Source organism: Pseudomonas sp. OV546 (genome assembly GCF_900116845.1).
Lineage (GTDB): Bacteria > Pseudomonadota > Gammaproteobacteria > Pseudomonadales > Pseudomonadaceae > Aquipseudomonas > Aquipseudomonas petroselini.
In genome coordinates this window covers 76198-88625 of record NZ_FPCE01000013.1, presented here as the reverse complement: position 1 = coordinate 88625, position 12428 = coordinate 76198, and the positions used below count along the sequence as shown (strand labels likewise).

Below are 12428 nucleotides of genomic sequence, written 5' to 3'. Positions count from 1 at the left end.
CCTCGAATTCTTCAAGCCCGCGAACGCGGGAGAGCCAGTTGCAACAGCCGAGCCTCATCCGCTTGATCGCGGGTCAATTCACCCGTGAGGGCACCTTCGCTCATCACCACGATACGGTCGGAGATGCCCATCACTTCCATCAGGTCGCTGGACACTACGATCACCGCAATACCACTGGCCGCCAGGTTATGGATGATCTGGTAGATCTCCGATTTGGCGCCGATATCGATGCCACGGGTCGGCTCGTCCAACAGCAGCACTTTCATCGGCATCGACAGCCAGCGGCCAAGAATGGCCTTCTGCTGGTTGCCGCCGGACAGGTACATGATTTTCTGTTCGGCATTCGGCGTTTTGACTTTCATCGCCTGGATTTGCTGGTCAGCGTTGCGCTTTTCCCAGCCGTCACGCAGCAGCCAGCCGAACGTGGAATGGGCACCGCGCGCACTGATATTGATGTTCTCGGCCACGCTGGACAGCGGAATGATGCCCTCCTTCTTGCGGTCTTCCGGGCACAGCAGCACGCCGGCGGCAATGGCATCGCGAGGTGAATGCAGCGGCAGTTTTTGCCCACAAAGCTCAAGGCTTCCTGCGGTGCTGCGGGTCAAACCACTCAGCAGCCGAAACAGCTCCGTGCGCCCCGCCCCGACCAAGCCGAACAGGCCAAGAATCTCGCCTTTGTGCACCTGCAGGCTGACCGGCTCACGCAGCCCTGGGCCAAGCAAACCGTCGACCTTGAGCGCCACTTCGCCCCGCTCACGCGGCCGGTAGTCGTAGATGTCCTGGATATCGCGACCGACCATGCACGTCACCAACTGGTCATGGGTCAGCGCGCTCATGTCGTCGAACGTGCGCACGTAGCGGCCGTCTTTGAACACCGTGACGGCGTTGCAGATGCGGAACACTTCTTCCATACGGTGCGACACGTAGAGCACCACTTTGCCCTCGTCGCGCAGGCGCGTGATGATTGCCATCAGGCGGTCGATCTCGCGCGCCGAGAGGCTGCTGGTGGGTTCGTCGAACGCGATCACATGGGCACCACGGGACAGCGCCTTGGCGATTTCCACCAGTTGACGCTGGCCCAGGGACAGGCGGCCGAGCTTTTCCTCCGGATCAATTTCATCCGCCAACCCCTTGAGGCAGGCCAGCGCCTGCTTACGCAACAGGCTGCGATTGACCACACCGAAACGCGACGGTAAATGCCCGAGGAACAGGTTCTCGGCCACGGTCATTTCCGGCACCAGGTGCAGTTCCTGGTGAATCACCGCCACGCCGCTGGCAATGCTGTCGGCGGCGTTTTTGAAGGCCATGGTCTGCTCGCCGATCTGCAGCGTGCCACTGCTGGGGATGTAGGCGCCGCCAAGGATTTTCAGCAGGGTCGACTTGCCTGCGCCGTTTTCGCCCATCAACGCGTGCACCTCACGCGGCCGCGCTTCAAAGCTGATCTGCGCCAGCGCTTTCACACCGGGAAATTCCTTGCCGATGCCATTGAAGCGCAAGGCCGCGCCGGTCATTTCCACAGCCCGATTTTGGTCAGTTCTTCCTGGAAGTTGGCGCGGGTAATCAGAGTCACTTCGTCCATCGCGGTGTACTTGGCGGGCTCTTTACCGGTGGTGACCCACTCGTACATCGCCAGCGCCGTGTTGTAGCCCTCGATATGCGGACTAGGCAGCATCGAGCCGAAGAAACCGCTGTCGGCTTTCTTCAATTCGCCGATGGCGTCGGTGCCATTGATGCCGATACCGATCACGTTGGCCGCTTTGAAGCCGGCGCTTTCAGTGGCACGCACGCCGCCAAGCACGGTGTTGTCATTCATGCCGCCGATGATCAGGTTTTTCGCGCCGCTGGGCAGCTTGACCAGGGCCGAGTTGGTGGCGTCCATGCTGCCGGGAACATCCAGGGTCTTGAGGGCGGCGGTCAAGATGTGGTCCTTGGGAATCCCCGCCTCTTCAAGGGATTTGATCGAACCGTCGGTGCGTTTTTTGCCGGTGTCGAGTTCGTTATAGGTGTTGATCACGGCGTAGGTGTCTTTCCAGTCCCAGCCACGTTTTTTCGCTTCGGCGGCCATGGCCGCGCCCTGCTTCTGGCCCACTTCGAACGCGGCCATGCCCAGGTAGGGCACGTCTTCCATGAAGTTGCCTTTGGCATCGACAAAGCGGTCATCCACCGCCATTACCTTGAGGCCATTGACCTTGGCTTTGGCAACGATGGCCGGGCCGAGGGACACGTCAGGCGGGCAGATCACAAAGCCTTTCGCGCCATTGGCGGCCAGGCTGTCGATGGCCGAGAGGGTCTTCTCACCATCCGGCACGGCGATCTTGATCACGGTAAAACCATGTTCCTTGCCGGCTTTTTCGGCGAAGGCCCACTCCGTCTGGAACCAAGGTTCTTCGGCCTGTTTGACCAGGAAACCGATCTTCACTTCTTCGGCGAACGCAACGCCGCTGAACGCCATCGCAAGCGCCAGGGCGCCTAGGGTCTTCTTGAACATGAACCACCTCATTCTTGTTATTGGAAAACGATTTAGTCGTGGTACATCACCGACCGCCCGCCATCGATCATCAGGCAGGTGGCATTGATAAAGGGCGCCTCGTCGGTCGCCAGGAACAGCGCAGTCATCGCCACTTCAATCGGCTGGCCGATGCGCTTGGGCGGGTGCAGGTCGAACGCGCGCTGGCGCTCGGCCTGGGGGTCGGGGAAAGCGTTCCAGTAATCGACGTTGAGCTGGGTTTCGATGTAGCCCGGCGCGATGGCATTCACGCGGATGCCCTTGGGCGCGTATTCAATGCCGAGGGCACGCGTGAGGCCGAGCAGGCCGTGCTTGGCGACGGGATAGGGAAAGCAGCCGGGAATGATGTGACTGGAATGGGTGGAGGCAATATTGATGATGTTGCCGATGCCCTGCTTGATCATGTGCGGCAGCACCGTGCGGCAACCGTACCAGGCGCCGTCGAGGTCGATGGCGAAGCAGCGGCGCCAGTCCTCGTCAGTCATTTCCAGCGGGTCGCGGAACACGTTGACGCCGGCGCAGTTGACCAGCACGTCCACGCGGCCGAAGCGCTCGATGGCGAGGTTCACCAGCGACTGCCATTGCTCTTTGGAGGTGATATCGACGGCTTGCGCGTAGATATCGGCACCGCGTTCGCGCCAGTGGGCGGCGACCTGTGCGACTTTGTCGCCTTGGATATCCGCGATGACCAACTGCGCCTGTTGGGCCTGAAAGCACGCAACGATGGCCTCGCCAATGCCTTGGGCGGCGCCGGTGATGATCACCACTTTGCCTTTGAGGCGCTCGCCGTAGGTTGGCTCGGGCACGGCGGGAAGTGACAACGGTTGTGCCTGCATCGCTTCACCTGTTTTATTTTTGGTAGTGAGTGCTGATGCAGCCGACTATAAACCCATCATTTGAAATATCTCAATATATAAATTTGCATCCCATATTATGAGCAAAAGCAAAAAAAATGTGGGAGGGGGCAAAGCCCTTCCCACGGTTGATCTTCAGTGTTTGAAGAAAGGGGGTTAGCCCAGTGCAAAGTCGCGCAGCGCATCACCCTCCATGCGATAGCGCACCCACTCCTCCTGCGGCTGGGCGCCGATGGATTTGTAGAAGGCAATCGCCGGCTCGTTCCAGTCCAGCACGCTCCACTCAAAGCGGCCGCAGCCGTTATCGAAGGCGATCTTCGCCAGGTGGCGCAACAGCTTCTTGCCCGCCCCGCCGCCGCGCTGTTCCGGGTTGATGTAGAGGTCTTCCAAGTACAGGCAATTACTGCCCAGCCACGTGGAATAGCTGAAAAAGAACACCGCAAAACCAATCGGCACGTCATCGCGCGAGCAGATCAGGCCATGGGCGGTGGCGCCCTCGCTGAACAGGCTGCGCTCAATGTCCACCACACTCGCGATCACTTCGTGCCGGGCCTTCTCGTACTCGGCCAGCTCAGTGATGAACGTCAGGATCTGCGCAGCATCGCTGGGCACGGCGGGGCGAATCTGGATGGTCATGGGCGAGCCTTGGCAATTTCAAAGCACACATACTAAGGCGCTTTCATGACGAGTTGCAGCGCAATTTCGTGGTCACCGACACACAAAATCTTACAGGAGACACAAGACCGTTCGTCGCCATCAAGGCACGAACACGAAACCAGGGCTGACCAATAGTAGGTAAGGACATTAATCATATGGAGACACCCTCATGAAAAATTCCAAGTTTGCTGCCCTCGCCCTCACCGGTCTGTTGTCTGCTGCGTCGCTGAGCGCCTTTGCCGCCAGCTCGACCACCGGAACGACCGATCCAACGCCTGATGCCACCACCGAATCGCAGAAATCCATGGGCACGGGCCTCGACACCAACGGTGGCGCGATTATCCAACCGGGCGCCGATCCTCGCACCCAGGGCAATGACACCCAGCGCCAGGCGCCTGCCGCCGTCGGCAACGGCAAGATGGGCCCTGCGATCAATCAGCCGAACATCAACAAGGGCGATGATTCCAACGTCCCAGGTGCGCCAAAACAACCTGCACCTTGATTCATCGCACGCAAGACGAACACCCGATCATTTCCCAGTGAAGAGGTACGCATGAACGTCGACAAAGACCTTGAAAAAGAAGTCCTCACCCGCCTGCTGCACGCTCATCCCCATGGGTTGGGCAAGGAGGTGCTGGATAACTACCGCGGAGAGAAAGTGGTCGCCAGTGCCTTGGCATTTCTGCAAGACCGCGGGTTGATCAAGGATGGGCATGTGACCACCGACGACGCCGGTGAATACGCGTTGAATTTGCCGATCAAGCTGACCGCGTCGGGTGTGGATGAGGCGCGCAAGCTGGAGTCTGAAACCAGCCAGTAGCCTTTCTAATGAGCTAAATGTGGGAGGGGGTTTGCCCCCTCCCACATTTCTCGACTGTATTTACTGCTCGAGTAGAGCGTCGACTTCGGCGGTGCCAGGGGACGTGGCCGGGCCCCAACGCGTCACGGCCAGTGCCGCCGCCGCATTCGCCCGCTGTGCCGCTTGAGCGGGTGCCAGGCCATTGGCCAACCCTGCGATAAACACACCGGCATGGGCATCCCCTGCGCCGTTGCTGTCTACCGCCCTCACCTTAAAGCCCGGTACATGTTCCGCCTGGCCCTCGCGGCTAACCCAGCAACCGTTCGGCCCATCACGCACCACCAGCAAAGCGTTTGCGGGCAGGTGACGATTGAGATCGACCAGCGCCTGCGCAACCGTACGCGCACCGGTAAACGCCAGCGCTTCCGGACCGTTGCTCGTCCAGATATCAATACGCGGCAACAACGCCACCATCAGCGCCGAATCCGGTGCCTTGACCAACGGCCCCGGGTCGAACACCACAGTGATGTCACGCGGTAGCGCCAAGAGCCAATCGAGCAATGCCTGTGCCTTGCCTTCCAGCAATAAGCTGTAGCCGCTGACGTACACATAATCGTCCGATTGCGGCAGCACGCCCGCCAAGTCCTCGGCGCTCAAATCACCTTCGGCGCCGATATGGGAAATGAACGTGCGCTCAGTGGTGGCCTCGGTCAGCGACACACACAAGCCGGTGTCTTTATCCGTGCTGGGCGCCTGGGCCATCTCCACGCCCTCGGCCTGCATCGCCGCTCGCGCCAGGTCGCCGAAGCGCCCGTTGCCATGTCGCCCCAGGTAGACCACCGGCAACCCATTACGCCGCGCGGCGGCCATTACGTTAAAGCCACCGCCGGCTTCGAAACTGGCCGATTGCGCGAGCACGTCGCCGCCGGTGGCGGGCAAGGTATCGAGGGCCATGACCAGGTCGACGATGACCTGGCCGGTGTGCAGCAATCTAGACATTAGCGCTCTCGACTAAAGCCGGGCGACGGTCAGACGCACCGCCCAGTACCGCATAAATCCCGCCGGCCACCAGGAAGGTGACGATCCAGCCCAGGCCGTTGTGGCCCAGCCAGGAGTCCGACAACGGCCCGGCGAACCAGATGTTTTCGGCGGTGGTGCCGATGGTGGTGAAGCTGAAACCCAACACGATCGCCACGGCCCAGGCGCCGAACGCACGCCACTCCACGCCGCCGCGATACCAATAGGCGCTGCTGGGGCTGACGTCCAGCAGGTCCTTGGGGCTGTAGTAGTGACGGTGGATCAGGTCGACCACGAAGATACCGACCCACGCGGTAATCGGCACCGCCAGCAGCGAGATGAAGGTGATGAAGGGGCCGTAGAAGCTGTCGGCGATCAGCATGAAGTAGATCGAGCCGGCGAAGATCGCCACGATGTCGACGATCACCGCATGCACGCGCTTGACCTTCAAGCCGAGGGTCAGCGTGGTGAGGCCGGCCGAGTACACCGACAGGTTGTTGGACAGCAGCAGCCCGCCGAACGCGGTGATCAGGTACGGCACCGCCATCCAGGTCGGCAGCATGTCGCGGATCGCGATGATCGGGTCGGTGGCCGAGGCCAAGTCATTGTTGCCCACCGACAGCAAGCCGCCGAGGGTGATCAGCAACACCAGCGGAATGCCCGCACCAAACGCGGCCGACGCCACCAGACGCACCGCCTTGACGCTGCGGTGCTGGTAACGCGACATGTCGGCACCGGCGTTGGCCCAGCCAATACCGGTACCGGCGGCCATGGTGCCGACGCCGATGATCATCGCACTGAGCGGTGCCGGGGTAGCGTTGAACACTGCGCTCCAATCGATGGTGGCGCAGAGGAAACCGCCGACCAGGATGTTCAAGGCGCCGAACACGTAGGTGGCCCACTTCTGGATCACCAGCAAGGTCGCGTGGCCCAGGCCGGAAACGGACAGGGTCAGCAACACAAAGATGGCGATGAAGATCAGCGTGAGGACCGGCGCGCTTTTCGCCTCTACCGGTGAACCGAACAGGATCGAACACAACGACAGCAGCACAAAGGCGGCGGTGGTGGTGTTGACCGTTTCCCAGCCCAGCCGTGACATCAGCGACACCAACGTCGGGCCGATATTGCCACGCACACCGAAGATGGCGCGGGACAGCGTCAGGCTCGGGGCACGGCCGCGACGGCCGGCGATGGAGATGATGCCCACCACCGCAAAAGAACCGGCGGCGCCAAGGATCGCGACGATGACGGCCTGCCAGATGGCCAGGCCACGAAACGCGACCAGGGTTGCGCCAAGCGGCAAGCCGAGGATGCTGATGTTGGCCGCGAACCACACCCAGAACAATTGCAACGGATGACCGTTGCACTCGGCCTCAGGGACCGGTTCGATGCCGCGCGTTTCCAATTGCCCGGCGCTTTGGCCGGAAGAGGTGCTGCTCATGATGGGGTGCTCCTGGTGCCTGTATTGTTGTGGTTGTGGCAGAGAATCAAAGCGAAATGTCTATTCGGTCTCCATGACTCGACGCTATCGAATGTGGGAGCGGGCTTGCTCGCTCCCACATGTTTGCCTGCGGCGCTTATCGCAATTTGAGCAACGCTTGAACCAACGGCTGCACATCCAGGCCATTGACTTGCTTGACCTGTTCGATCATCGCCTCAGGCCAGCACTGCATGCCCAGGCACGCACCGAGCATGGCGCCAAGAATCGCGGCGATGGTATCGGTGTCACCGCCAAGACTGGCCGCCAGGCACAGTGCTTCGAACGCATTCATCTCGCCCACCGCCACTTGCTGGGCCAGGGCAAACGACACCACCACCGACTCCTGGGAAGCCACGGAGGTGCCAATCAGTTCGTACAGCAGGTCGGCGAACAGGGCTTTATCGCCGCTGCCGACGCTCAAGGTCCGCGCCCAACTGATGCGGGTGGAAATCCGCCCACCGGCGATCCAATGACCGTGGCCTTCCGCCTGCTGCGCGACGTGCGTGCCGATGTTCAGCGCTTCGCCCAGGTCCACGCCGTTGATACCGGCCGAGACCACCGCCGCCACCGCCGCAGCGCTGGAGATGCCCAATGTGGTGTTGTGGGTGACTTGGCACGCCTGGATCACCGCCTGGATAAACTGCACCGGGTCGCTGACATCGGCGGCAATGCCTACCGGGGTGATACGCATCGCTGCGCCGTTGGTAGTGCCGTAGCGCCCGGATTCTTCCGGTGTGTGCCCGGCGAGGATCATGTCGATCGCACGTTTGGTGGAGGGGCCGAGCAAGTCCTGGGAGCCCTTGGCGCGCATCACCGCTTCCCAGTCGATCAGGCGCTGGGCGAGCACGGTGGGTTCGATTTTGCCTTGGCCTTCCACCAGCAATTCGCCGACCAGGATCGCCTGCTCGGTGTCATCGGTGATGGAGCCCGCCGGCATGTTGGGCGCGATAGGCTGGTCGGCATCGGCATCTTCCAGGCCGGTGATGGCACCAAAACGCGCTCGGACTTGTTCGCGGCTCAGGGACTGGGTCGGCATGCCCAGGGCATCGCCCAACGCCAAGCCGTAGAAAGCGCCGAGGGCGCGATTGTGCGGGATCATTTCGAGTGTCCAAACTGAAGGTGCAGGCGAAAGTGCAGCGGGTCGAGCAAGCTTTCGACGTATTCCATGAAACGCTCGCGACGGTCGTAAGTCGTACGCGAGGCCTTGAGGAACACCGTGCCTGCGGGGCGGCCAAGCAACTCGGCGTCTTCGTCGCTGAGCGGTTCGGCGCCGATCCACTGGTCACCTTCGGCGCCAACGTAGCCGTAGGCGGCCAGGGTGATGGTCAGGGAATCGTCGATCAGGCCAACCCGAGGCAGGCTTTCCAAGCCACCGGAAGCCGGCATCAGCGAGCGCTCCAGGGACACGGCCGTACCATCAGTGGTCCGTCGCCGGCGGTCGAGCGCAATGAATTGGTCGCTGCCGAAACGGCTGAACAGTTCCGGGCGGGTCACCGCTTCCAGGCGCAGGATGTCGGTGTTCACCCGCGCGCCGGTGTCGGCCAGGGCCTGGGCCCAGCCGCTGCGTTGGTCGAGCACCATGCCGTCAAAGGTGACGATGGAGCCGACGCCGCTTTGGGTCGCGATGTAATTGCGCCGCTTGAGCTCGGCGAGGGCTTCGCGCAGGGTACCGCGACTGACCGCGAACTCTTCGGCCAATTGGTGCTCGCCCGGCAGCAGGACACCGTCGGCCATCACCCCACCCTCGATACGGCGGATGAGCTCGTCGACGACGCGTTTTTTCTTATCAAATCGAACATGTCTAATCATGTACAAATTGATAACCGAAAGCGCCCGTTGGCAGCAAGCAAATTATTTCAGGAAAAAGAAAAAACCGACTTCAGGGCTCCAGGCCGATGGGGAAGAACGCCCCGCCGCTCCAGACGCCGAGCCAGTTCTGACCGTTGATCGGACGGCTCACCGCCAGCTCCACCAACTGGTAGAACGCATTGCGATGCACCAAGGCTTCAAGGTTGGTGCGCACCCGTAGGTAAGGGGCAGGCTCCTGGGTAACGGGGTCAATCACGACCCGCAGCGGGTGTTCCAGGCCAGCCTCGATCTGATCGTCCACGTTGGTGGTGAAACGCAGCAACTGACCTTCGCCCTGCCCTTCTACCTCCAGAGTAACGGCGACAAACGGCGCATCATCGACGGCGATGCCGACTTTTTCTACGGGAGTGACCAGAAAGTAATCATCGCCATCGCGGCGAATGATGTTGGAGAACAACTTGACCATCGGCTTACGCCCGATCGGCGTGCCCTGGTAGAACCAGGTGCCATCACGGGCGATACGCATGTCGATATTGCCGCAGAAGTCCGGGTTCCACAGGTGCACCGGCGCCGGTCCTTTGCCTTTGGGCAGTTGGGCCAACAAGTCGTTGGCCTTGGCGGAATCGGTCATGGTGCTCTCCTGGTGCTTATTGATTGCTCATCCCCAGCAGGCCTCGGGCGTACTGCGCCAGCGGACGGGCAATCAAATCTTCTGGCTTGTTATCGTGGAACGTCAGTAAACCGCCACGACTGCGAATACGTGCAGTATCAATCAAATACTGGGTGCTGGTCTCGATCAACATGATCTGGATGACACCGCTGTCCAGGCCAACGCGGTCGAGGGCTTCCTGATCGGCCCACTCATCCGCGTTACCGATGCGGTCATCGGCCTTGGCGAAGCGGCAGTACAGCAGGTAGTGAGCGCCCGCCGCACGGGCTTCGGCCATCGCCTGTTCCAAGCCTTCCGGCTGGCGGGCACGGCGCACCATGGGGAAATATTCGACAAAACCGTTGAAGGCTTCCTCGGCCACCACGTTCGGGCGCGGATAGGCGCTGCCCGGTGGTACGAAGGCGCCCTGGGCAATAAAGATAAAGGAGTCCGGCTGCACGCGAATCGAGGCGGTGCGACGGGTATCGCTGTGGTCCAGCAAGCCGGCGTCACTCATCTGATAACGGGTGCCTTCGGCCATATCGCTGACGGTCATGCAACCACTCAGCGTCAACGACACCAGCAACAAAACCAGACTACGCATCCTAATCCTCCAGAAGCCGGTGACGGAAAACCGGCGAATGGGCGTGAGATGCAGGTTTTGCGCCATTTGGTAGCAACATATGACAAATGTGGGAGGGGCCTCCTCCCACACTGGGTAGTGTGTTGTCTTGGGGGTGGGTCAGCCGCCGATAATTTTCATGATCGTGGCGCCGCCCGAGAACGCTACTTCCTGCTTGTCACCCAAAGCCTTCATCAACAGACCTTGCAGCGCCGGCAGTGCTTGATGGCGCGGCTTGTCCAGCAGGTCGCCGACATAGTGACGGTTGCTGGACGACAGGCACCCGTGCAGCCAACCGGTGGACGACAACCGCAACCGTGAACAGGTACGGCAGAACGGCACGCTTTCGTTAGCGATCACACCAAAGAAACCCTTGCCCGGCACTTCGTAGCGCACCGCGGTGGCGTCCACGGGAGCGTTGGCTTGCAGGTATTCATACTGCTCGCCGATCAGGCTCAACAGTTGCTGCAGGCTGACAAATTGCTGCAGGAACGCGTTGGAATCCTTGGCCAGGTGGCCCATGCGCATCAGCTCGATAAAACGCAGCTCGTAGCCACGCTCCAGGCAGTAGTCGAGCAGCGGCATGACTTGGTCGAGGTTCTGGCCGCGTAACGGCACCATGTTGACCTTGATCTTGATCCCGGCGGCACGGGCCTGGTCCATGCCATCAAGTACGGTGGCCAGGTCGCCGCCACGGGCGATGCTGCGGAAGGCGTCGGGGTCCAGGGTGTCGAGGGAGACGTTGATGCGCTTGATCCCGGCCTCCACCAGCAATGGCAGCTTGCGCGCCAGCAGTTGGCCGTTGGTGGTCAAGCTGATGTCACTGAGGCCCATCTGCCCGACTGCGCCCATGAAGGCTTCCAGCTTGGGGCTGACCAACGGCTCACCGCCGGTGATGCGCAGGCGGTCGATGCCGGCCGCTTCAATAAGGTATTCCACGCCACGGGCCATGGCCTCGGCCGAGAGTTCGTCCTGGGCAGCCACCAGCCGCTTGCCATTAGGCACGCAGTAGGTGCACGCGTAATTACAGGCTGAGGTCAGGCTGATCCGCAAATTGCGAAAACGCCTGCCTTGACGATCAACGATCATGGATCACTCCGGCAGAGGATGATTCGGGCGCACTAAAAGCTGACTGATAAATCAGCTTTTAGCAAGAGTCCATGCCTGAGTATATTCCTGGGGTACTACGCGTGGCAGCAAATCATTACGTGGACGGCGATTCCAGCGGTGGCTGCTCGGAACTGTGTTTGCGCTTGTTGCCCATGCGCACGCCGATGTCCATCAGGAACTGGAAGAAACCTTCCTGGTCTTCCAGCACATTGCTCCAGAACGGCGAGTGGTACAGCGCCACGGCGCCGTGCACCAACGCCCACGCGGCGCAGTAGTGGAAATACGGCGGCACGTCTTCCAGCTTGCCTTCGCTGATGCGGCCTTTGATCAGCAGCGTCAGGCGTTCGAAGTTCGAGGCGCGGATCTTGTGCAGTTCCTCGACCATTTCCGGCACTTGGTGGCCCTTGACCACCTTCTCTTCCAGGCGGTCGAACAGGCGGTAGCGCTGCGGGTCGCGCATGCGGAACTCGAAGTAGGCGCGGGACAGGGCTTCCTTGTCCTTGTCGACGTCGGCCGAATGCAGCAGTTCGTTCAAGTCGCGCTCGTAGTCGAGCATCAGCCGCAGGTAGATCTCGGCCTTGGACTTGAAGTGCTTGTAGATCGTGCCTTTGCCGATACCCACGGCATCCGCAATCATCTCGACGGTGACGCTGTCTTCACCTTGTTCGAGGAACAGCTTGAGTGCGGTGTCGAGAATTTCCTGCTCACGGCGGCGAAACTCACGGACCTTACGGGGTTCTTTGTGCATGAGTAAGAGGTCTGCAGAGGTCGATAGAGGGAGGGTTACGCAAGGCCACGGATACGTGACGATACGATTTACCCGATGCGAGGGATTATCCCGACTGAACGGTCGTTGGGCAATGTCTATGTGAACCCGGAATGCACTTTACTTTCAGCACGCCAACGTTTTCATTGATATCAGTCA

The 12428-nt window shown here is 60.9% G+C and carries 14 protein-coding genes; 2 read left to right on the top strand and 12 right to left on the bottom strand.

Annotated features, from left to right (window positions below):
• Positions 1 to 11: 11 nt before the first annotated feature.
• The 4 genes from araG to BM403_RS24970 all read right to left on the bottom strand — a co-directional run bounded on the left by araG (position 12) and on the right by BM403_RS24970 (position 3996).
• Positions 12 to 1511, bottom strand: coding sequence for an L-arabinose ABC transporter ATP-binding protein AraG (araG, locus tag BM403_RS24985; protein WP_043205759.1), 1500 nt, complete (start codon positions 1509 to 1511; stop codon positions 12 to 14).
• Entirely contained in the window at positions 1508 to 2488 is a 981-nt protein-coding gene (locus BM403_RS24980) for a substrate-binding domain-containing protein (protein WP_043205762.1), read from the bottom strand. Before BM403_RS24980 ends, araG begins: the two co-directional genes overlap by 4 nt.
• A gap of 32 nt (positions 2489 to 2520) precedes the next feature.
• Positions 2521 to 3342, bottom strand: coding sequence for an SDR family oxidoreductase (locus BM403_RS24975; protein WP_093545514.1), 822 nt, complete (start codon positions 3340 to 3342; stop codon positions 2521 to 2523).
• Between the two features lie 174 nt (positions 3343 to 3516).
• Positions 3517 to 3996 carry a GNAT family N-acetyltransferase gene (locus tag BM403_RS24970; protein ID WP_015885414.1) on the bottom strand — a complete coding sequence of 160 codons (480 nt, stop codon included), beginning with the start codon at positions 3994 to 3996 and terminating at the stop codon, positions 3517 to 3519.
• A 190-nt stretch (positions 3997 to 4186) separates the two neighbouring features.
• Between BM403_RS24970 and BM403_RS24965 the strand changes: the two genes are divergently transcribed.
• Complete coding sequence (locus BM403_RS24965; RefSeq protein WP_093545510.1) at positions 4187 to 4519, top strand: hypothetical protein; 333 nt, start codon at positions 4187 to 4189, stop codon at positions 4517 to 4519.
• A 51-nt stretch (positions 4520 to 4570) separates the two neighbouring features.
• Positions 4571 to 4837, top strand: a complete 267-nt coding sequence (locus tag BM403_RS24960) for a hypothetical protein (RefSeq protein ID WP_015885417.1) — start codon at positions 4571 to 4573, stop codon at positions 4835 to 4837.
• A 60-nt stretch (positions 4838 to 4897) separates the two neighbouring features.
• Here BM403_RS24960 and BM403_RS24955 read toward each other — a convergent pair whose 3' ends face one another.
• The 8 genes from BM403_RS24955 to BM403_RS24920 form a co-directional block, all read right to left on the bottom strand.
• Entirely contained in the window at positions 4898 to 5815 is a 918-nt protein-coding gene (locus BM403_RS24955; protein WP_015885418.1) for a PfkB family carbohydrate kinase, read from the bottom strand.
• The gene (locus BM403_RS24950; RefSeq protein WP_015885419.1) at positions 5808 to 7274 is read right to left on the bottom strand and encodes a purine-cytosine permease family protein; all 1467 of its coding nucleotides are present in this window, start codon (positions 7272 to 7274) and stop codon (positions 5808 to 5810) included. The genes BM403_RS24955 and BM403_RS24950 overlap by 8 nt, the downstream gene beginning before the upstream one ends.
• A 136-nt stretch (positions 7275 to 7410) precedes the next feature.
• Positions 7411 to 8412: an ADP-ribosylglycohydrolase family protein gene (locus BM403_RS24945; RefSeq protein WP_093545507.1), complete on the bottom strand. Its 1002-nt coding sequence runs from the start codon at positions 8410 to 8412 to the stop codon at positions 7411 to 7413.
• Positions 8409 to 9122: a GntR family transcriptional regulator gene (locus BM403_RS24940; RefSeq protein WP_093545504.1), complete on the bottom strand. Its 714-nt coding sequence runs from the start codon at positions 9120 to 9122 to the stop codon at positions 8409 to 8411. Before BM403_RS24940 ends, BM403_RS24945 begins: the two co-directional genes overlap by 4 nt.
• A 70-nt stretch (positions 9123 to 9192) precedes the next feature.
• Positions 9193 to 9753, bottom strand: a complete 561-nt coding sequence (locus BM403_RS24935) for a DUF1285 domain-containing protein (protein WP_093545501.1) — start codon at positions 9751 to 9753, stop codon at positions 9193 to 9195.
• Positions 9754 to 9769: 16 nt separating this feature from the next.
• Positions 9770 to 10375, bottom strand: coding sequence for a DUF4823 domain-containing protein (locus tag BM403_RS24930; RefSeq protein WP_015885423.1), 606 nt, complete (start codon positions 10373 to 10375; stop codon positions 9770 to 9772).
• Between the two features lie 138 nt (positions 10376 to 10513).
• Positions 10514 to 11482: a GTP 3',8-cyclase MoaA gene (locus tag BM403_RS24925; RefSeq protein ID WP_015885424.1), complete on the bottom strand. Its 969-nt coding sequence runs from the start codon at positions 11480 to 11482 to the stop codon at positions 10514 to 10516.
• Positions 11483 to 11597: 115 nt separating this feature from the next.
• Positions 11598 to 12251 carry a TetR/AcrR family transcriptional regulator gene (locus BM403_RS24920; RefSeq protein WP_015885425.1) on the bottom strand — a complete coding sequence of 218 codons (654 nt, stop codon included), beginning with the start codon at positions 12249 to 12251 and terminating at the stop codon, positions 11598 to 11600.
• Positions 12252 to 12428 lie beyond the last annotated feature (177 nt).